13 protein-coding genes are annotated in these 20,929 nt (G+C 44.2%); 10 read left to right on the forward strand and 3 right to left on the reverse strand.

Translation table 11 applies throughout. The annotated features are described in order from the left end of the window. Positions 1 to 24 precede the first annotated feature (24 nt). The 5 genes from BMX95_RS05785 to BMX95_RS05805 all read left to right on the forward strand — a co-directional run bounded on the left by BMX95_RS05785 (position 25) and on the right by BMX95_RS05805 (position 3,164). Positions 25 to 714 (forward strand): peptidylprolyl isomerase, encoded by a 690-nt coding sequence (locus tag BMX95_RS05785; RefSeq protein WP_081201036.1) that lies wholly within the window; start codon positions 25 to 27, stop codon positions 712 to 714. Positions 715 to 809: 95 nt separating this feature from the next. Beyond that, on the forward strand, positions 810 to 1,190 hold the full coding sequence (gene gcvH, locus BMX95_RS05790) for a glycine cleavage system protein GcvH (protein WP_081201037.1): 381 nt from the start codon (positions 810 to 812) through the stop codon (positions 1,188 to 1,190). 96 nt (positions 1,191 to 1,286) lie between these two features. Continuing rightward, positions 1,287 to 1,832 (forward strand): RNA polymerase sigma factor, encoded by a 546-nt coding sequence (locus BMX95_RS05795; RefSeq protein WP_081201038.1) that lies wholly within the window; start codon positions 1,287 to 1,289, stop codon positions 1,830 to 1,832. 29 nt (positions 1,833 to 1,861) lie between these two features. Next, positions 1,862 to 2,662, forward strand: coding sequence for an anti-sigma factor (locus BMX95_RS05800; RefSeq protein ID WP_133053946.1), 801 nt, complete (start codon positions 1,862 to 1,864; stop codon positions 2,660 to 2,662). A 109-nt stretch (positions 2,663 to 2,771) separates the two neighbouring features. After that, positions 2,772 to 3,164: a VanZ family protein gene (locus tag BMX95_RS05805; RefSeq protein WP_081201040.1), complete on the forward strand. Its 393-nt coding sequence runs from the start codon at positions 2,772 to 2,774 to the stop codon at positions 3,162 to 3,164. 701 nt (positions 3,165 to 3,865) lie between these two features. On the opposite strand, the gene prfA is transcribed toward BMX95_RS05805, so the two are convergent. Further along, the gene (prfA, locus tag BMX95_RS05810; RefSeq protein ID WP_081201041.1) at positions 3,866 to 4,930 is read right to left on the reverse strand and encodes a peptide chain release factor 1; all 1,065 of its coding nucleotides are present in this window, start codon (positions 4,928 to 4,930) and stop codon (positions 3,866 to 3,868) included. A 157-nt stretch (positions 4,931 to 5,087) separates the two neighbouring features. Here prfA and BMX95_RS05815 point away from each other — a divergent pair, with 157 nt between their 5' ends. Then, complete coding sequence (locus BMX95_RS05815) at positions 5,088 to 6,257, forward strand: amidohydrolase family protein (protein WP_165758955.1); 1,170 nt, start codon at positions 5,088 to 5,090, stop codon at positions 6,255 to 6,257. A gap of 151 nt (positions 6,258 to 6,408) precedes the next feature. On the opposite strand, the gene recO is transcribed toward BMX95_RS05815, so the two are convergent. Both recO and porZ read right to left on the reverse strand, forming a co-directional pair. Next, positions 6,409 to 7,149, reverse strand: coding sequence for a DNA repair protein RecO (gene recO / locus BMX95_RS05820; protein ID WP_081201042.1), 741 nt, complete (start codon positions 7,147 to 7,149; stop codon positions 6,409 to 6,411). Further along, positions 7,146 to 9,443, reverse strand: coding sequence for a type IX secretion system anionic LPS delivery protein PorZ (gene porZ / locus BMX95_RS05825; RefSeq protein WP_081201043.1), 2,298 nt, complete (start codon positions 9,441 to 9,443; stop codon positions 7,146 to 7,148). The genes recO and porZ overlap by 4 nt, the downstream gene beginning before the upstream one ends. A 316-nt stretch (positions 9,444 to 9,759) precedes the next feature. Between porZ and BMX95_RS05830 the strand changes: the two genes are divergently transcribed. From BMX95_RS05830 to BMX95_RS05845, 4 genes are all read left to right on the forward strand, one after another. After that, positions 9,760 to 12,111: an efflux RND transporter permease subunit gene (locus BMX95_RS05830; protein WP_081201044.1), complete on the forward strand. Its 2,352-nt coding sequence runs from the start codon at positions 9,760 to 9,762 to the stop codon at positions 12,109 to 12,111. Positions 12,112 to 12,833: 722 nt separating this feature from the next. Next, on the forward strand, positions 12,834 to 15,836 hold the full coding sequence (locus BMX95_RS05835; protein WP_081201045.1) for a SusC/RagA family TonB-linked outer membrane protein: 3,003 nt from the start codon (positions 12,834 to 12,836) through the stop codon (positions 15,834 to 15,836). 24 nt (positions 15,837 to 15,860) lie between these two features. Then, a complete protein-coding gene (locus BMX95_RS05840; RefSeq protein ID WP_081201046.1) occupies positions 15,861 to 17,297 on the forward strand; it encodes a RagB/SusD family nutrient uptake outer membrane protein in 1,437 nt (478 codons plus the stop codon). A gap of 523 nt (positions 17,298 to 17,820) precedes the next feature. Beyond that, entirely contained in the window at positions 17,821 to 20,922 is a 3,102-nt protein-coding gene (locus tag BMX95_RS05845) for a SusC/RagA family TonB-linked outer membrane protein (RefSeq protein ID WP_081201047.1), read from the forward strand. The last annotated feature ends 7 nt before the right edge of the window (positions 20,923 to 20,929 follow it).

Genomic DNA, 20,929 nt, shown 5'->3' on the forward strand with positions numbered 1-20,929 from the left:
GTTCCGGCTTAAATCACACTACTTATGAATAAACTATTTGCACTTCTCGTATCCTTATTTTTCTTTTCATCCTTTGGCGATCCGCATCCTTACCAGGTAAAAAAGGGAGATTTGAATAAAGATGTGGAGCTGGTGACCTCCAAGGGCACCATGGTTATCCGGCTATCGGATTCTACGCCCAAACATCGCGATAATTTCATAAAACTGGTAAACCAGCATTTTTACGATGGGCTGTTGTTTCACCGGGTAATGAGCCAGTTTATGATCCAGGGCGGCGACCCCAAAAGTAAAACTGCCAAACCTGGTGAAGCATTGGGTGGAGGAAGTCCCGGTTATACCATCCCTGCCGAAATGAGACCGGATTTGTTTCATAAAAAAGGCGCCCTGGCCGCCGCCCGTACGCCCGATGAAGTGAATCCCCAAAAAGAAAGCAATGGCAGCCAGTTCTTCATTGTACAGGGCAGGGTATATGATGATGCTGACCTGAACCAGGTGGAAGCCCGGCTCAATGGGTATAAGATCCCTGAGGCGCATCGCGAGGTATTTAAAACCATTGGCGGTTCTCCTTCGCTCGATTCAAAATATACCGTGTTTGGTGAAGTGATAAAAGGACTTGACATCATTGACAGCATTGCTGCTGTACCCGTAGGCGATCGTAACCGCCCGGTTGAGGATGTGCGTATCATAAAAGCTACCCTCATAAAGAGACAATGATGTAAGAAATACAAGGCGTAATTATACACTTTCCCGCATCTGGCCCGTTGGGACTAACATAAATTTCTTAATCTTGCAGCACAAAAATTGAAAACATGAATTTTCCGGAAAATCTGCGCTACACAAAAGATCACGAATGGATTAAACTGGAAGGCAACATTGCCACTATAGGTATTACAGATTTTGCGCAACGCGAACTGGGTGATATCGTTTATGTAGAAATAGAAACAGTGGGTAAAGCCCTGATGGCTGAAGCTGTATTTGGTACAGTAGAAGCTGTAAAAACTGTATCTGACCTGTATCTGCCAGTTTCCGGCACCATTAACGAGGTTAACCCTGCGTTGACCGATTCCCCCGAAGTGGTTAACAGCGACCCATACGGTGAAGGCTGGATGGTTAAAATGACTGTAACCAATCCGGATGATGTAAAAGCCCTGATGGATGCAGCTGCCTATAACGAACTGGTAGGCGCCTAATAATAAATAAGATCCGATGCGGCTGTTATTACGTAAATTGAAAGTGGTTTAAGACCACTTTTTTTTGTAATACGCCACAGGTTCCGGGTAATTACATTGGGAATAACACTAACATATACTGAACAGGAGTTGGTGTCCCTGTTGCGCAATAGGGACAACAAGGCCTATGCATACTTATATGATAACTATGCATCGGCCCTGTACAGTATTGTATTGCAGATAGTGAATGATGCAGAGCTGGCCAATGATGTTTTACAGGAAGTGTTTGTAAACATCTGGCGCCGGATGGAACAGTACGACATGAGTAAGGGCCGGTTGTTCACCTGGATGATGAACATTGCCCGGAATGCCGCTATTGATACCCTGCGGTCGAAAGGTTACCAGAATAGCCGTAAAAACCAATCTATTCAGGAAAACGTAGATACTATACGGGTTACAGATGTATTACAGCCCGGGGTTGATACGATCGGGTTACGGAAAGTGCTGGAAAAACTAAAAGCGGAGCAACGGGTTTTGATAGAACTGGCTTATTTTAAGGGATATACACACGAGGAGATTGCTGAGCTGGAAAAACTACCGCTCGGAACTGTAAAAACCCGTATCAGGAATGCACTGGTTCAGTTAAGGGAATACTTGAAGTGAATATACAGGAATACATATCAAGTGGCATAGTGGAAAGCTGTGTATTAGGGCTCGCCGGGGAAGCGGAACGGGTGGAGTTTGAGCAAATGTGCGCCCTCCATACGGAAGTACGCGCAGCCCGGGATGCTTTTGAGCTTTCCATTGAACAGCAAGCTTTGGCAGGTGCTGTTGCCCCTCCTGTGCCACTGCGTGAAACAATTTTGCAGCAATTAGCCGCAGAAACTGTTCCTGAAACCATTAGAAGCGCCCCTGTGGTTCAAATGCGCCCTATCAGGCGGTCTGCCGTTCCGGTGACAATGCGGTACGTAGCAGCTGCTGCTGTTATTCTGCTGGCAGGCAGTGCTCTTTTAAATATCTATTACTTCAATAAATACCGCGATTACAACCAGCGCTACGATCAATTGCTGGCCCTCCAAACCCAACTGGCAAAAAATAATAATGCCATGCAAACCCGCATGAGCAATTACGAACAAACCATTCGGGGTTTAACCAATCCATATATGGCAAGGGTTACTATGGAAGGTAAGGACGTTCCTGATAATGGCAGTCCTGATCCCGGCAGCGTAGCCACCGTTTTGTGGGATACCCGCACCAAAGACGTTTACCTGATGGTAAACAACCTGCCCATGCCTGAAACCGGTAAACAATATCAGTTGTGGGCTATTGTAGACAACCAACCCGTTGATGCCGGCATGCTCGATATGAGCCACGGCCATATGATGGTTAAAATGAAAAATATCCCCCGCGCCCAACTTTTCGCCATCACTCTTGAACAACAGGGCGGAAGTGTTTCTCCTAAAGGACCCATGTACGTGATGGGGAAGGTTTAGCCGGCAAACCGACCCCGGTAATTAACTACTTCTGTAATACCCAATAATGCCAAAAAGTATAAGAAAGTCCTGAGCGAAGTCGAAGGATTGAACTATCTTCCCTTCCTATATGATGCGTCTTGTTAAAAAACTTTGTACCTGGAAAATCATTCCTTTTGCCTGGACAGCCATTACCATTATCTTATTATGCCTGCCCGGTTCTGCCATCCCCAGTACCGGTGTTTTTTCTACAGAAGGTATTGACAAGGTAGTGCACACCATTTTGTTTGGCGGCATTGTTTTGCTGTGGGGCTTCAACCTGTATTTTCGTCGTAACGACAAACAAAAATGGCAGCTCATTATTGTCTTACTGACACTTTTCAGTATAGCATTGGGAATTGGGTTAGAATTTCTACAACGGGATTATATTCCAAATCGCAGTTTTGACGGATATGATATCATTGCCGATTCAACCGGCGCCATAATCGCGGCTGTTTATCACCTTTTTGTAAGAGTAAAATAGAAGGAGAAAATCTGTAAATCAGTTAGTTATATACAAAAAAATAGCCCCTGTAGAAACAGGGGCCGTAACCAAAACTAACTGCTTATGAGAAAATTGACTGCTTTGTGTGAGTCGTTAAAAAAGAACTTTATTATATAACGCAAATCAAATGCCATTAGTATAGAGGAGCCCGTTAAAGTAACATTAAAAGGACCATCTGCTAACTGACAAAGAACTTACGCGATAAATTTCTAATGCAAAGGAACTACGTATTTCCAATATTTCATTCATCTGCAAAGACTTTTTGTAAAACGTTAACATTCGCGTGTTTTTAGAAATCAAGTGCCGATCAACAGCACGTAAAAGTCCGCAAGGCAAACCAAACGAACGTTAATTTAAGCCCCTTGTAACTCATTCATTATTATTTCGGTAAAAGAAGCCGTTATAACGGCCAGTAGTACACTAGTTCGGTAGCCTGTTAATTAATGAAAAATTAATGCATAATTCTTAATAGTGCTTTTAGGGGGATTTTGTAATATGGGGCTCGTGGTAAATAGGTATCGTGAAACTATGTGGAACCCCGCCTGAGGCGGGCTATATCTGCGTTACAGCCGTTTAGCAATTGTGCCTGTGCAGTAACATTTTGTTAATACCGGGCAAAATAAAAAAGGTCCCCCGGCTTAACCGGGAGACCTTTTTTATTGAATGTGTTTTTTACACTATTAATTCTGCTTAGCTAACTTTTCAGCATTTTCAGCAAATTGTAATGCATCGATAAACTCCTGCACGTTGCCATTCATTACATCGTCTAAGTTATAAACGGTAAGTCCGATTCTATGATCGGTTATACGGCCTTGTGGATAGTTATAGGTTCTGATCTTGGCACTACGGTCGCCAGAGCTTACCAGACTTTTTCTATGTCTTGAAATTTCATCTTCCTGTTTGCGTACCTCTTCTTCGTACAATTTGGTACGAAGCATTTGCATTGCTTTTTCACGGTTGCCTAACTGGGTACGTTCGGTTTGACACATAACTACCGTACCGGTTGGAAGATGGGTTAAGATCACTTTGGTTTCCACCTTGTTTACGTTCTGTCCACCAGCACCACCGCTTCGTGCAGTTTCCATTTTTACATCACTATCCTTTACTTCTACGTCAACCTCTTCGGCTTCGGGCATTACAGCTACTGTAGCGGCGGAGGTATGTACCCGGCCTGAAGTTTCGGTATCAGGAACGCGTTGTACGCGGTGTACGCCACTTTCAAATTTCAGGGTGCCATACACATCTTCACCGGTTACTTCCAGCTGAACCTCTTTGTAGCCCCCTACGGTACCTTCCGATTCGCTCAGAACGGCTGTTTTCCAGCCTTTCTTTTCGCAATAGCGCAGGTACATGCGTAACAGGTCGCCGGCAAACAGGCTGGCCTCGTCGCCACCGGTACCGGCCCGGATCTCCAGAATACAGTTTTTTTCGTCCTGCGGATCTTTGGGGATCAGCAACTGACGAATGTGTGCTTCCAGTTTTTCCTTGTTTTCATCCAGCCCAGGCAGTTCTTCCTTGGCCAGTTCCCGAAGTTCGGCATCATCGCCGTTCAGGGCTTCTTTATATACTTCCAGGTCTCCCAATACTTTTTTATACTCTTCGTAAGCTTTCACGATCTTTTCCAGGCTGCGGTATTCCTGGCTCATGGCCCTGAATTTCCTGTTATTGCTTACAATTTCAGGATTGGTTAACGCAACCCCCAGGTCCTCAAACTTGGCTTTTATGGCTTCCAGCTTGTCTAACATAATTTTTGACTTATTTTACCAGTTACAGTCTAAAACGGCGGCAGGTCGATTTGTAAGAAAGAAATGTGCTTACTTTTGCCCCTTCTTTCGGACCAGCGGACCGTCCGTTTTTCCGACTGATATTAAAACCTGCAAAGTTAATTGTTTCAGCGCTTACATGAATTACAGAAAGTTCACCGCCGACCATTTATTTACTGGTTCAGAATGGTTATCAAATGATTTCGTTCTAATTACCAGCACCGAAGGGGAAATAATTGATATTGTGCCAGCTGCAGCAGCCGGCGAAGGGATAACGGCCCTTACCGGAATTTTGAGTCCCGGTTTTGTAAACTGCCATTGCCACCTGGAACTGAGCCATATGAAAGGCGTAATTCCTGAAAAAACAGGCATGGTCGATTTTTTGGTGCGGGTGATCCAGCAACGCGGGTTTGAGGGCGGGATCATTCAAAAAGCCATTGAAGAGGCAGAAGACAGCATGCTTCAAAATGGTATTGTGGCGGTAGGCGATATTTGTAATACCCCCAATACGGTAGAACAGAAAAAGAAGGGCCGGCTGCTGTACCATAATTTTATTGAAACAATGGGTTTTATAGAGCAATCCGCAGCGCAGCGCTTTGACGCTTCCCGGGCAGTTTATGAGCAGTTTGCGCGCTTGTATCGCAATCCCGCGGACTCCAATTCCATTGTGCCACATGCTCCTTATTCCGTTTCACCGGCATTGTTTCAAATGATCACCCATTTTCCTGGCAATCACCTGCTCACCATCCATAGCCAGGAGAGTGGGGCCGAACGAGAGTTTATTGAAAATGGTACCGGCGATTTCCACCGTTTATACCAGGCGCTGGGGATAGACATTTCTTTTTATAAACCCCGGTCAACCGGAAGTTTGCCCGCTTATTTGTCACACTTTCTGCCCAATCAGTCGCTTATACTGGTACATAATACCAATACCAATAAAGAAGACCTGGAATACATTGCCAAAGGCGATTTACCAGTTGCCAATTTGTTCTTCTGCGTATGTCCTAATGCCAATGAGTACATCGGCAATCCTTTGCCGGATATTAACCTGTTACGTCAGTACCAGGCAGCTATTGTGGTGGGAACCGATAGCCTGGCTTCAAACCATCAGCTAAGTGTGCTGGCTGAATTACAAACGATTCAGCGGCAATTCCCGGAACTTGAAAAAAGAGAGTTACTTCAATGGGCTACGCTCAATGGCGCGAAAGCACTCGAACTTGATGATGTGATTGGAAGTTTTGAAACGGGGAAAAAGCCGGGCGTACTGGTGATTGATGAACAACTGTCTAAAGTTGAGCGGCTGGTATAACATATTCCTATTATAACTTATTGAATATAGCCTGAATAGGCTCTAAATATACCCTCAGTATGCCACTGGGGTTGCACTGCTTAGAGAGTCCCAGTGGGATTCCAGTGGCATTCCAGTGGCATTCTACTGCAGGAAATGGCATTTCAAAGCATTATCCGAGTACTTCCTGCAAAACGGGGAGCGTCTTCATTACGCCAAAATCCGCAAAATGCAGGGCATAATAGGTTTGATAGGCGTGTAGTAAGGTGCGCCGGGTCTCCTGGTTGAGCTTTATCTGCGACAACTCATGCGGCTGCATTACCTTAAGCAGTTGTGACGTGATGTAGCTATAGGGATATGATAAAAAATTGGGGTGAACCGGATGTTCCTGTACAAAGTCTCCTTCCTGCAAATCGAGATACGAGGTTTGATCGGTATACCGGTCGCTGAAACGAAAGCCATAAAACGAAGCCAGGTGTAACGCAAAGTAGAGGGGGAAGTTAGCTGCTATCTGGTCATCGGCTTTATCAAGATGCATGAAGGCATCTTCTGCAAAATAGAATAACTCGGGGTTCGCCTCCGGTTGTTTGAGTGTTTTCGACAACAGTTCCACCATAAACAAGGCTATCGAGTTTTTAACTACATCAAAAAAGATATGCTGGTATAAAAAGCTCCATCTAAACTCGCGCAGGCGTTGCAGATGGTGCAGGTCGTTATGATAGGCCGTAAGGTCAAGGATGGCACCTGGTTGAAACAGGTTGGCTTTGCCGCTTCCTTTTTTGCTGGATGTACGCACTCCATTTACGATGTAGGATTGTATGCCGAACAGCTCAGTGAAAATAGTGACGATCACGCTGGTTTCGCCATATTTTACGGTTCGTAATACAATGCCTTTGGTATTATGGAGTGTCATTTTTGAATAAATACAATTTTAGTGACCAGTTTTTGTTGGTGTTCTTCATCGCTGGCCAGTACCAGGTAAACACCAGATGAAATACTACGGCCATTATAGTCTTTGCCATTCCAAACAGCCTGGCTGCCGATCGCTTTCGTTTGGTATACCAGCCTGCCATTCAGTTCTGTGATTTTTACAATGGCATTGTTGGCTACACCTCTGACGGCAATGGTGCCGGTGTAACCCGGTGGTACCGGATTGGGAAATACCAGTACTTCACTATTAGTTTCTGTTGCTTCGGTAGCTGTGCTGCGAAATGAACAAATGCCCTTGGCAGTGGCAAAAAATACTTCACCGGTTTTACCATCGATGGCAATCTGTTTTACATCATTATTCAACAACGGACTATTGCTTTCTGTAAAACGGTAAATGATCTTACTGGCATCGGGGCTTAGTAGCCATACGCCATTTTGTGTACCTACCCATTTGCGATCGGCGCCATCTACAGCAATGGTTTGCACCTGTTCGTCACTGAATAAATATCCGGCAAAGTTATCCTGCTGCACAATAGGTAACACCGCTTCGCAGCTGTTGTTTGTCACAACCTGTTGCGTGCATTGAATAATGCCAATGCCTTTGGCGGTGCCTACCCAAATAAAGTTATTTTTATCTTTCGCAATGCAACGAACATCATTATCTGGTAGATTGCCATTTCCTTTTCCACTGCGGAAGAATTTCCACTGGTCATCGCCGGGGTTATCGATGCTTTGGCCGTGATTAAAACAGGCAATGCCGTTATTCTTAGGGAGTACTATCCATTTTTGATTATTGTCATCAATCACTATTTGGGCAACCGCCTGTTCAGTAAGGGCAAACGGAATAATAAACGACAGCCAGCTGCCATCCGTTTTTTTTACCAGCAGGGGATTCAGGCCACCATAATTTGCCACCCACAGGTTGTTATCACCATCAAATGCAAGGCCGCTTACCCGGTAGCTTTTTGCATTAAAATAAGCGGGTTGAACAGGCGAGTTTTGTTTAAAGATGCTGATGGAATTATCTTTTTTGATGTTCACAAGTCCACCGCCAAAGGAGCCGGCCCATACGCTTTCGTCAGCAGGGTCAGCGGCTACTGCTACCAGATCGGTAAGTGAATCCAGTTTTGGAAAACGCATTCCGTTATAAAAATTCCAGGTATTATCAGTAAATGAAAACAAACCATTTTTATTATTGAGCGGTTCCCAATTGGCATTTACCCCGCCGGCGGTTGCCCAAATGGTGTTATGCAGCGCCTGCACAGCGCCGGTAGCTATTGCGGGCGGGGCATCAGGCACCAGGCGATGGAAGGCAGTGCCACTGTAGTTAGACAACCCGGCCAATGTATCGGCGATATAGTATTCGTTTTGAAAAAAAACAGCCTGCCGGGGCGCTGTGGTGAGCTGAGCATCCTGTATGGTTTGCTCAGTTGTTCCCGATGAAGTAAGTACCACAATACGGCCTGTGTTGTTATTGGTTTCACTCAGGAGGATCTTGTTATTTGTTACTGTACAATTGTTAATGGCCCAGCCATCGCGGTACAATAGATTCCAGGTACTGCCAGCTTGTAGCCATAATGAATCGTTTCTTATTGCCACTACATTATTCTGAACAGCAGCCAGGGTCTGTACATTGCCGGCAGGTAAACCATTGCTGCCGGAAACCAATTGCCAGTTTCGGAAATCGGCAAGGTTGGAATTGGCGGGTGCCTTCTTCAACCCTTCGCTGGTAGCTGCGTAAACAGCGTTCCCACTGCTGGTGATTGCATTCACTGCCACTTTTGAACCACCATTCCCAATGATGTAGGTATCTTTTATTTCGTATTTATCAAGGTTGATCACCACAATACCGATGCCCGTAGCCAGGTAAGCCAGCTGCTGATCGATGAATATCGTCTTTACGCTTTTGTCACCTGCTATAGTGGCATTTTTTAAGGAATTAATATTGATCAATTTGTCATCAACCAATACATCGATATTGCTGTTATTGTAGGCAATTACCACCCGCTGGCCAGCAGGATCGGCGCCAATGGCGCTGATGCCGGTTTCGGATAAACCATTGGTACGGCTCCAGCGTTCGATGGTGTTATCAGCCACTTCAACTGAAAATAAACTATAAGGAGTTGCTGCCCATATTTTATCGACGGTGTTGGCAACACTTGTAACCTGTTGATAGGGTAAGTGATCTCGCCATTGACCAATAGGCTGCAATTGTGCCAGCGAAACGAACGGAATGGTGATCGCCGCGCAATAAAAGGCCAGGATCCGTTGTAGCATAGTTTTCAAAGGTAATTATATGTGGTTGAATTAGTAATATACAAGACGCGGGCCAATGTGCCGGTACATCCTTTCAATTAAATCTGGAAGTATAAATACTAAAGGATGACAAAAATGCGTACTAAGGGCTGTTTCAACAGCACACCTGTTGCAACAACCAAGCTGCCATATTATAAAAAAATAGTTTTTTAATTCATTGACATTAAAAGTTCGTTAGGGACTTTTATTAGCGGCAAATAAACTTCCTTAATCCTGTTAAAATGAGTTTCTTTGCTGCCAATAATTAATATTCTTAGCAGTAAATTCTATATTCTACATGTGGGAAAAAATCGCCCGGTTCATTCTACGGTCTCGCTGGATGTTATTGATTGTCTTACTGGCTTTAACCGGTTTAATGGGCTATCATGCTTCCAAAGTTCAAATGAGCTATGAGTTTGCAAGAGCTATTCCAACCGATAACCCCAAGTACCAGGCCTATCAGGCATTTCGCAGTCAGTTTGGCGAAGACGGGAACCTGATGGCTATCGGTATTACCACCGATAAACTATTTCAGGCTGATGTATTTAATGATTATGCAGCCCTGGCCAAACAGATAAAAGGCGTTAATGCAGTTGAAGATGTGTTAAGTGTACCCGCCGCTACCAACCTGGTAAAGGATACCGCTAACGAAAAATTAAATGCCGTTCCGGTTTTCCCCAGCAGACCACTATCACAACCGGAGCTGGATAGCATGGCCAACATCTTTTACAGTTTGCCATTTTATCAGGGTTTGTTGTTCGATCCTACCTCTCATACCTACATGATGGGTATACGAATTAATAAAGACGTACTGAATTCAAAAGCCAGAAATAAAGTAGTCGCTGAAATTGTTGCCATTGCCGATGCGTTTGGTAAAAAGCACAACCTGGAAATGCATTACAGCGGCCTGCCTTTGATCCGTACCAACCTGGCCACCAAAGTGGCTGCCGAATTGCAATGGTTCCTGCTGGGCTCGCTTATTCTTTCTGCAATTATCCTGTTAGTCTTCTTCCGCAGCTTTAGTGCTACGCTTATGTCACTGGCAGTAGTGATCATTGGCGTAATTTGGTGTATGGGTACTATCGAATGGTTTGGGTATAAGATAACATTGCTCACAGGTGTAATACCACCATTGATCGTGGTGATCGGTATTCCCAACTGTATCTACTTCCTCAATAAATACCATACGGCCTACAACGATATCAATGCGGAAGTGTTCACCAATGAAAGCAGAAAGCGCGTGGCCTTAACAGCCATGATCAGCCGGATGGGTATTGTAACCCTGTTCTGTAACATTGCTGCCGCTATTGGCTTTGCGGTGTTTGGGTTAACCAAAAGCGCCGTGTTGAAAGAGTTTGGGATTGTGGCAGGTATCAACATCATGGCCCTGTTCTTTATCTCCATCATGTTTATACCGGCGATACTGAGCTTTTTACCCGATCCCAAAAAACGGCACACCAAGTACCTGGAGAACAAATGGCTGCTGGCGTTGCTGGATAGCCTTGAACGCTGGTCATCGCATCATAAAAAACTGATTTACGGAGTAACTGCCCTTATATTAGTAGCATCGGTGGCAGGTATGTTCCGGTTGAAATCAGTAGGGTTTATTGTAGACGACCTGCCAAAAACAGATAAGATCTATAAAGACCTGAAATATTTTGAAGAACATTTCAAAGGGGTGATGCCGCTGGAAATTGTAGTAGATACCAAACAGAAACAGGGATTACGACGCAGCCCGGTTCAAACCTTTGCCCGGATAGATTCTTTATCGCAGTTTATTGCCGCCCAGCCTGAAATGGCCCGGCCGCTTTCGATAGTAGAAGGGTTGAAATTTGCCCGGCAGGCGTATTACAATGGCGATAGCAGTAACTATAAAGCACCCAATGAAGCGGACCTGCTCTTTTTATCGCAATACCTCAGTACCAAAGCATCAACGGATAGCAATAGCAAGGCAAATAACTTTAACCGCGTGGTAGCATCGTTTATGGATAGCAACCGTCGCCTGGCCCGAATAAGTGTCAATATGAAAGATGTAGGCAGCCAACGCCTGCCCGAGTTGATCAACACTATTGAAGGCAGAAGCCGTCAGTTGTTCGATACGGCTAAATACCATGTTGAGTTTACCGGTACCAGCATCACCTTCCTCGAAGGCAGCGCATTCATTATAAATGGGTTGAAGGAAAGTATTATGTGGGCCTTCCTGCTTATAGCGCTTTGTATGTTGTACCTGTTCAGATCATTCAAAATTCTAATATGCTCCCTGATCCCGAACGTTATCCCGCTTATTATTACCGCCGGGGTAATGGGGTGGGTAGGTATTGCCATCAAACCATCTACCGTACTGGTATTTTCGATTGCGTTGGGTATTGCCATCGACATTACCATCCGGTTCCTGGTGAATTACAAACAGGAGCTTTCCCTCAACAGTAAAAAAACATCACACGAACTGGTAATAGACACTATTCATAAAACAGGGATCAGTATCATTTATACGTCGCTGGTATTGATTGCCGGGTTTGTTATTTTCTGTTTTAGCGGATTCGGTGGTACACAGGCAATAGGCTGGCTTACTTCGCTTACCCTCGTTCTGGCAACATTGACCAACCTGATATTTTTACCAGCTTTGTTAATGACACTGATAAAAAAGTAGTACCAGGCTTAAAAATGTTAGATTCTAACATGAGGCTGTTTCTTAAATGAAACAGCCTTATTTTTTTAGTATATTCCCCCCGCATTAACACGCAAATTGTTCAAATACGATTAAATTGAATTTAATTTGCATTTAACGTGGGCTGATATAAAAAATAAGCACTATATACATGCGAAAACTTGAAATTCATGATAAGAAATCAGTGAATTGATTAGTAAAAAGCAGCAGTAATCATTAATTTATGTCCCTGTATAAAGCCCGAGTCACAAACGAAACTGATTGTAGTCTATTAAATCGACCAAATATGAGAAAGTTACTATGGCAACCCCATTCTTCAACGTTCGTACGAAACACCCTGCACCCGAAGCATCCAATGCTACAAAAAAATTCCGCAAGCGGTTCAATCGTTGCTAGCGGGCAACGATGAGTGTTTAACACTAAGCACTATCGGCGGAAAAAGAGTTTGATAATCAACGTTTAGGATCACTGTATAAATAAACCAGAAAGGAAGTTATAATTGTCTGCACTACACACGCAGGGGATACAAGCTATCTTACTTCGACCTGATAAATATTGATTTAGAAACATTAGTGTTGCATGCTTCTCCTTTTTGGGACTTATTTTATATTAGCCTGATTCAAAGTTGTGAGTCATTCCCGGCAAAAATCCGCTGCTTTAGAATCCACTGTCCTCCATACCAGTTACAACCAAAATAAAATGAAATGAGAAAAATTCTAATGCTACTATGCGGCATGTTACTCCTATATGGACAACTGCTTGCCCAAACAAAAACCATTTCCGGAAAGGTAACAGACGAAAGTGGTAACCCCCTCCCGAATGTTTCCATTACTTTAAAAGGTTCTTCACAAGGTACAACCAGCAAACAGGATGGTACCTATTCTCTCAATGTTCCTGCTGACGTAAAAGTATTAGTGTTCAGTTCGGTGGGAATGATATCACAGGAAATAGCTGTGGGCTCTTCTTCAACAATAAGTGCTGTATTGAAGGCAACCACGGGTAGTATGAGTGAAGTGGTTATTGTGGCTTATGGTACTCAGAAAAAGAAAGAGCTGACCGGTGTGGTGGCCACCATCAAGGCACCGGATATCGAAAGCAAACCCTTTTCCTCAGTTGATAAAATATTACAGGGACAAATACCCGGTTTGCAATCTGTTGCCAGCTCAGGAACACCTGGCGCCGCCCAAACTATCCTTATCAGAGGTATGAGTTCTATTACTGCCAGCAATGCGCCTTTATGGGTAATTGATGGTATTATTATTAACACGGGCGATGTATCCCGCCTTACTACTACTGCCAACCTGTTAAGCACATTAAACCCCAACGATATTGAAAGTATTTCTGTGTTAAAGGATGCGGCAGCCGGTTCCTTATATGGGTCCCGCGCTGCCAATGGGGTGATCATTGTTACCACCAAAAAAGGACGGGCCGGAAAAACAAGGTACAGACTCGATACAGAGATAGGCAGTAATAAAATTGCTTATGAAAACGACAAATACAAGCCGTTAAATGCTCAGCAATATTTTGACATAACGCGGGAAGGGCTCGTTAATCTGGGCGGCAGAACTGACTCAGTTATCAACGCTATGTTAAAAGGCCTCGGTGAAGGTAACGGCAATGATTTTAACTGGTATGAGGCCGTAAAAAGAACTGGTAAACAGCAACAATACAATCTGAGTGCTGAGGGTGGTAACGAAAAAACCACTTTTTATTTATCAGGCGGCTATTTTTTACAGGAAGGTTCTACAATAAATTCCAAGCTCGACAGAACGACTGGAAGTGTGCGGATCACTCATAAAGGCAGTGACAGGTTTACATTAGGCTTTAATATGACCGGCGGTTATACAAACCAACGCGCTCCTTTAAACGGCGGTGCTTTTGGTAACCCGGTGCTCACCTCCATGTTTATGGTGCCTTCCTATAGCCCATATAATAGTGATGGTACCTATAACCTACCCAACGGTACATTGGGTGGCCTGCATAATGTGATCGCTTTATCTGAAATCGACAAGCGCTTATTAAGAGAAATAGGATTAAGGAGTAACCTGTTTGCCGAATATAAGATCCTCGAAAATCTGAAATTCAGAACAAGTCTGAGCGGCGATCTGAACCTGCTCGAAGAAGACCAATATAATAACCCATTACATGGCGATGGCCTCGGTGTAGGGGGCAGGGCATATTCCTATTATACACGTTATTTCAACAGGCTTTGGACCAATACCATCGATTACCAGCAACTGCTCTCAAAGGCATATAACGTTTCGATGAATTTACAGGTAGGGTATGAGTCGCAGAAGTCAAGCGGCTACCAGAATTCTGTTCAAACGCAGATATTCCCTACCAACCTTTCCATGACGATGCCTTCTGTAGGGGCTTCACCGGTTACTGCGGCAGCTACCCTGTCTGATTATTCGTTCGTATCACAATTCTCATCGGTCAATTTCAATATGGATGACAAATACATCCTGTCGGGAAGTTTTCGCCGGGATGGATCTTCAAAATTTGGCGCCAATAACAAATACGGTAACTTCTGGTCAATTGGTGCTTCCTGGAATCTTGATAAAGAGAAATTTATTGAACACATTGATTTTATCAGTCAGTTGAAATTACGTGCATCCTATGGTGTGAATGGTAATGCCGGTATTGGTAACTATGACTGGTTTAAACTGTATGGCTATGGTTATAATTATAACCAGGGACCCGGTAGTGCCCCTTCGAATGTGGGTGATAGCAACCTTACCTGGGAATTGAACAAACCATTTAATGTGGGTATCGATGTAGGGGTGTTGCAGAACCGCATTAGTCTGAGCGTTGATTATTATACCAGGAAATCGGAAGATCTGTTACTGGATATGCCTTTGTCACTGACTACCGGTTTTAATAAGGTTACCCGCAATGTGGGTTCTATGGAAAACAAGGGGATTGAAATTGCCTTGCATGGTATACCGGTGAGGACAAAAGATTTCCAATGGGATGTTGATTTTAATTATGCACGCAATAAGAATAAAATACTTAGCCTGCCTGATGGCCAGGATATCATTACAGCGTCAGTATATATGCTACGTCAGGGAAGCTCCATTCAATCATTTTACATGAGGGAATATGCAGGGGTAGATCCTGCCAATGGCGACCCTCTTTGGTATACTGACGGTACTCATCAAACCACTACTAATAACTATGCCGCTGCCACCCGTAGTATTGTAGGCAATTCATTGCCAAAATACTTTGGTTCTTTTACCAATACATTCCGGTATAAGCAATTTACTCTCGATGCGCAATTGTATTATAGTATGGGGAACTATGTGCAGGACCTGTGGGGTAGTTATTATGTAGGTGCAGGTAATGCGCCCAGTTTTAATAAGGTGAACCGCGTTTTAAATCGTTGGACGAAGCCCGGCGATGCAACTGATATACCAAAATATATCTATAATGGCAATAAGCAGTTCCAAAGTGTATCTACGTTTTATTTGAATAAAGCCGATTTCATTCGCTTACGCAATATTCAGTTGGGTTATTCATTGCCTGCTTCCCTTGCTTCAAAAGCAAAATTGGGAAGCGCCTTATTGTATGTGCGTGGTACCAATTTATTTACCTGGGTTAAAGACGATAATTTACCATTCGATCCTGAGCAGGGAAGCAGCAGCCAGGCGAACCTGAATGTATTTATTCCCAAAACTATTACTGTTGGGCTTAGCCTTGGTTTCTAACATCAACAACCTAATTTATTTACTATGAAATCTATATCTAATTATAAAGTGTTATGGCTGGCTGTGTTAGTGGCCACCTTTGTTTCCTGTAAAAAGAGTTTTCTGGAGATCAATCCTCCAACCTCGGTAGCGCCTGAAGAGGCATTAAAAACGGAATCTGATCTGCAGGTGGCTTTGCGTGGTATGTATGCGGGGTTGCGTACAGGTATGTCAATTGGAACTACCAGTTATGCTGCCGATGCCTTTGGCAGAACCATTCCCGTAATTGGTGATGTGATGTCTGATAATGCGTATCAAACAACTCCCAATGGGAACCGGTACACCGCGTATAATGGTTATACATTCATTGCCTCCGATGCAAATGCCCTGGGCCTTTGGGGGTCTTTGTATCTGGTGATCTTAAGAGCTAATAACATCATCAATGCCGATGTGGCTACCAGTGACAATGTGAAACAGTATAAGGGGGAGGCCTATGCGGTTCGCGCATTGTGTTATTTTACGCTGGTACGCTATTATGCAAGGCCTTATACTGATGATCCCGGTAAGCTGGGTGTGCCCATCGTTACGGTTTACGATGCTAATAGCAAACCCACGCGCAATAAAATTTCAGAAGTGTATACGCTTATACAAAACGATCTTACCCAGGCTTATACCCTGATGACGAAATTTACCAATTCATCCCAGTTTAGTAAATATGCAGCCCAGGCGTTACTGGCAAAAGTTTACTTAAATATGGGTGACATGGACAATGCTAAAACTGCTGCGCTGGATGTAATCAACAGCGGTCCATTCAAATTAGTAGGAGCTGCGGATTATGTATCGTATTGGGCTGACCCCGGTATACGCACCGATAAACTGGAAACCCTGTTTGAAGTTTCATCTGATGCGGTTAGTAACCTGGGTACCGATGCCCTGGCTTATTTATACAGTCAGGCAGGTGGTTATGGCGATTTCTTTGTTTCCGATACCCTGTATAATTTATTTGGCACTAATGACGTAAGAAAGGGATTGTATCCCAAAGGAACCCGCCAGGGCGGGGCCACCGGTTATTTTATCAATAAATATCCCGCCATCAGTAACGATCGCAGCGATACCAAGGTATTACGCCTGAGTGACGTGTACCTGATAGCAGCAGAAGCTTCCGCAGGCACTAATGAAACAGATGCTCGTAGCTATGTAAACGCTGTTACAAGCCGCAGAGGCGCCAATGCAATTGTTTCTACAGGAACTGATCTGTATAACGATATTATAATTGAACGTAGAAAAGAACTGGCCTTTGAAGGCGATCGTTATCCAGACCTGCAACGGCTGAAACGTGACCTTGTACGCAACGCTAATTATCCCGCTACAGCAAGGTCAATCCCTTATTCTAATTTCAGAAGGGTGTTGCCGATACCACAAACTGAGATTGATGCCAACCCGAACATAAAATCACAACAGAATGATGGCTATCAACCGTAATTAATTATCAAATAGTGTTGAATACAGGCGGGGCTGACCTATTGGGTCAGCCCCGCTTCTTTTTGATGTGGTCAGATGCTTTCCGACTTTAAATTGTATTTACTACATATTTCCCCTGCTTTAGAAAAGTTTTTTATTTTATTTCCTACCTATATCGGTTTTTTATTGCCTGTTACCTGCTGACAATTTATCATATACCCCTTTAATATTGATCCAGTCCTTACCTTTGACCCCCCTACCGTTAACCTTGCAGGATGTACTAGCGCTATTTCGGTAATTGTTTTTGATCAATATCTTTTATGAAAGATCAATAAGGCAATACCGGGAACGTCCTGATAAACCGTTACTAAACCATTAAGTTCTTGATGCAGGAAAATATCGTGACCCGGTGTACGATCCGGTCATGGTAAGATCATGTATGATAGATACATTCAGTTGCAGCGCTCTTGTGGTTTAATTATCCTTCTTTTGACTGTTATTTTGTTATTCACTGTTATAACCTATATAATAAATACTAACTCCGATGAGAAAGCTCCTTATGTCCCTATGGTGCAGTTTATTGCTCCTTTCAGGGGACCTCATTGCCCAAACGCGTACCCTAACCGGCAAAGTAACTGATGCCAACGGCAAACCCGTAGCCAATGCTTCTGTTGTTGTTAAAGGAACAAAAGTGGGTACTATCACGGATACCGATGGATCGTATTCCCTGAATGTACCTGTAGGAGCCAAAATGCTTATCATTTCTTCCATTAATATGCAGCCGGAAGAAATTAAGCTTGGCACCGTGACAGATTACAGTCTCACCCTGAAGCCGCTGGAAGAATCGATGGATGAAGTGGTTATAGTAGGGTATAACACCATTGCCAAACGGTCATTAACGGGTTCGGTAAGTAAAGTGAACGGCGACGCAATGTTGAACAGACCTGTAATGAGCTTCGATCAGGCCCTTACCGGTAAGGCCGCCGGAGTGCAGGTAAATACCTCTTCGGGATTACCTGGTGATGATGTAGTCATTCGCATAAGAGGTGGAGCTTCCATCTCCATGGGCGGTAATCCACTGATTGTATTGGATGGTGTACCCATCACGCAGGGTAATCAACAGGAGCTGTATAATAAGTACAATGCACTGGCCGAATTAAACCCAGCCGATATTGAAAGTATCGAGGTATTGAAAGATGCTTCCGCCACTGCCATTTATGGTTCACGCGGATCAGCAGGCGTATTGCTCATCACCACCAAAAAAGGGAAGGCCGGACAAAGCAACCTCACCTATGATAATTATGTAGGGTTCAATGAAGCCGCGCGTAAACTGAAAGTATTGAATGGAGCCGATTATAATAACACCATCAATAAGTTAAAGACCAATGCCGGGTTAGCGCCCTCCGCTTTTTGGGGCGATATAGATAATGATGGGAAAATAGACACAGTCAATACCGACTGGCAAAAAGAAGTGCTTCACAAGGGCCTGGTACAAAATCACAACCTGGCTGTAAGCGGCGGTTCTCAAAGAACTACTTATTTCGCTTCGGTGAATTATAATGAAAACCAGAGTTACATTGAATCGGTTTCGCAAAAAAGAGGATCGGCCCGGTTGAATATAACCTCAAAAGTTACAGACTGGTTACAGATAGGGGTCAATACACAATATTCCCGAACAAAGATCAGTAACCTGGGCTCAGGGGTGGGAACTTCTTATTCAGGTTTTCCCTTTGGTCCCTTAACCGCTTTGCCCAACATTCCGGTAATGGGCCCTGATGGAAATTATTATACAGGCATTGGCGGAAATACCAGCGTTACCAGCTATCAAACACCTAACCCCGAAGCGGTGACGCAATTGAATTATGAAGATCGTGATGCCCGCCGTTTTATTGGTAGCGCCTTTGGCGAGCTGCAACTGATAAAAGGACTTAAGTTTAAAAGCCAGGTAAACGTTGATTATTCAAGTGCCTTCATCGATGCATTCTGGGATAAAGAAATTGGTGATGGATCAGGCACGGGCGGTATACGGCAATTGGATGATAATGTAAAAAACACCTGGAGCTGGTTCAATACCTTAAATTATAACCGGCAAATTGGCGCCGATCATGAACTGAATGTATTGGCGGGCACGGAATATACCCGTCGTACCAGCTCATTCGTTTACACTTTTGGGGCGGGCATCAACAATCCCGATCTGCTGATGATCAATGACGCCAACTACCAGGAAACAGGCGGTGGCAGTGGAATGGATAAAGTAGATGATGGCCTGGCTTCTTATTTTGGTTCTGTCAATTACGGGTTCAGAAAAAAATACCTGGCAACCTTCAATTTTAGAACAGATGCCGATAGCCGTTTTGGAAAAGACAACCGGTGGGGCTACTTTCCTTCAGGGTCGCTGGCCTGGCGGGTAACCGAGGAAGATTTTATGCGCCCCTGTCAATTTGTGAACGATTTGAAGTTACGCGCCAGTTATGGTGTAACCGGTAACTCGAACATTGGTTATTTTCCGGCGCAAAGGTCGTTTGCCCCCGACACTTATGGCGACATTGCATTGATCACCCTACAAAACCCCGGCAATGCTGATTTACGCTGGGAGCGGCATTTACAATTCGACGCAGGCATAGACGCCGTATTGTGGAAGAACACCAGTGTTACGGTGGACTTTTATAATCGTAGAACCCTGGATCTTATACTAAACAACCCGGTACTGGCTACGCTTGGCTTCCCCTACAGTATTCGTGCAGAAAACGTGGGTAAACTGCAAAGCCGGGGTATTGAACTGGCTGTAAGTACACCGGTACTGCACAGAGGAAATTTTAACTGGAACATTAATTTCAATGCGGCCTGGAATAAAACGAAAGTGATCGCTACCAATAGTATGGGTGATGACCTGTATGACAACAACGATGCTACCGCCCAGTTTTCCATTGCCCGGCCAGGGCAACCGCTGGGAGTTTTTTATCTCATCCGCTGGGCCGGTGTAAATCCTGCCAATGGCCTTCCTACGTTTTTAGATATAAACGGCAATCAAAAGCAATATGACCGGGCTAATGCAACCACGCCCTGGACCCTGGTTAAGGATGGCAGCGCCACATCAGCGATCGGGTCAACAGACCGGGTGGTATTGAAAGATAATTCACCTTATCCAAAGATCTATGGCGGTATAACACAAACATTCAATTACCTCAGGTTTGATGCAAGCCTCGATCTGCAATATGCACTTGGGTTTTATGTATATAACCAAACCAAGCAAAACCTGATGGCATATGGCAACTCAAGGAACAAATCGGAGGACATACTCGATGCCTGGACGAAAGCAGGTGAAAATACAAATGTGCCCCGCCTCTATTGGAACGATAACTTCTGGACGAATACAGCAAGCACCCGCTGGCTGGAAAAAGGTGATTTTTTACGGATCCGCAATGTGCAAATTGGTTACACACTGCCCAAAACAATTACAGAGAGAATCAAGGTTAGCAGAGTACGCTTTTTTGTACAGGGCAGTAACCTGTATACATTTACCGGTTATACCGGCATTGATCCTGAAGCCAATAGTGTAGGGCAAACCAACATCGGTTTGGGCATCGACAAGCTCAGACCTTATCTTTCCCGTACTTATACAATGGGTATTAACCTGGGCTTATAAGCCGGTA

The organism is Niastella yeongjuensis, assembly GCF_900110245.1.
Taxonomy (GTDB): domain Bacteria; phylum Bacteroidota; class Bacteroidia; order Chitinophagales; family Chitinophagaceae; genus Niastella; species Niastella yeongjuensis.

Coding starts and splice junctions, on each gene's coding strand:
- BMX95_RS05785 (WP_081201036.1), top strand. CDS start 25: ATGAATAAACTATTTGCACTTCTCGTATCCTTATTTTTCTTTTCATCC.
- gcvH (WP_081201037.1), top strand. CDS start 810: ATGAATTTTCCGGAAAATCTGCGCTACACAAAAGATCACGAATGGATT.
- BMX95_RS05805 (WP_081201040.1), top strand. CDS start 2,772: ATGATGCGTCTTGTTAAAAAACTTTGTACCTGGAAAATCATTCCTTTT.
- prfA (WP_081201041.1), bottom strand. CDS start 4,930: ATGTTAGACAAGCTGGAAGCCATAAAAGCCAAGTTTGAGGACCTGGGG.
- BMX95_RS05815 (WP_165758955.1), top strand. CDS start 5,088: ATGAATTACAGAAAGTTCACCGCCGACCATTTATTTACTGGTTCAGAA.
- recO (WP_081201042.1), bottom strand. CDS start 7,149: ATGACACTCCATAATACCAAAGGCATTGTATTACGAACCGTAAAATAT.
- porZ (WP_081201043.1), bottom strand. CDS start 9,443: ATGCTACAACGGATCCTGGCCTTTTATTGCGCGGCGATCACCATTCCG.
- BMX95_RS05830 (WP_081201044.1), top strand. CDS start 9,760: ATGTGGGAAAAAATCGCCCGGTTCATTCTACGGTCTCGCTGGATGTTA.
- BMX95_RS05835 (WP_081201045.1), top strand. CDS start 12,834: ATGAGAAAAATTCTAATGCTACTATGCGGCATGTTACTCCTATATGGA.
- BMX95_RS05840 (WP_081201046.1), top strand. CDS start 15,861: ATGAAATCTATATCTAATTATAAAGTGTTATGGCTGGCTGTGTTAGTG.
- BMX95_RS05845 (WP_081201047.1), top strand. CDS start 17,821: ATGAGAAAGCTCCTTATGTCCCTATGGTGCAGTTTATTGCTCCTTTCA.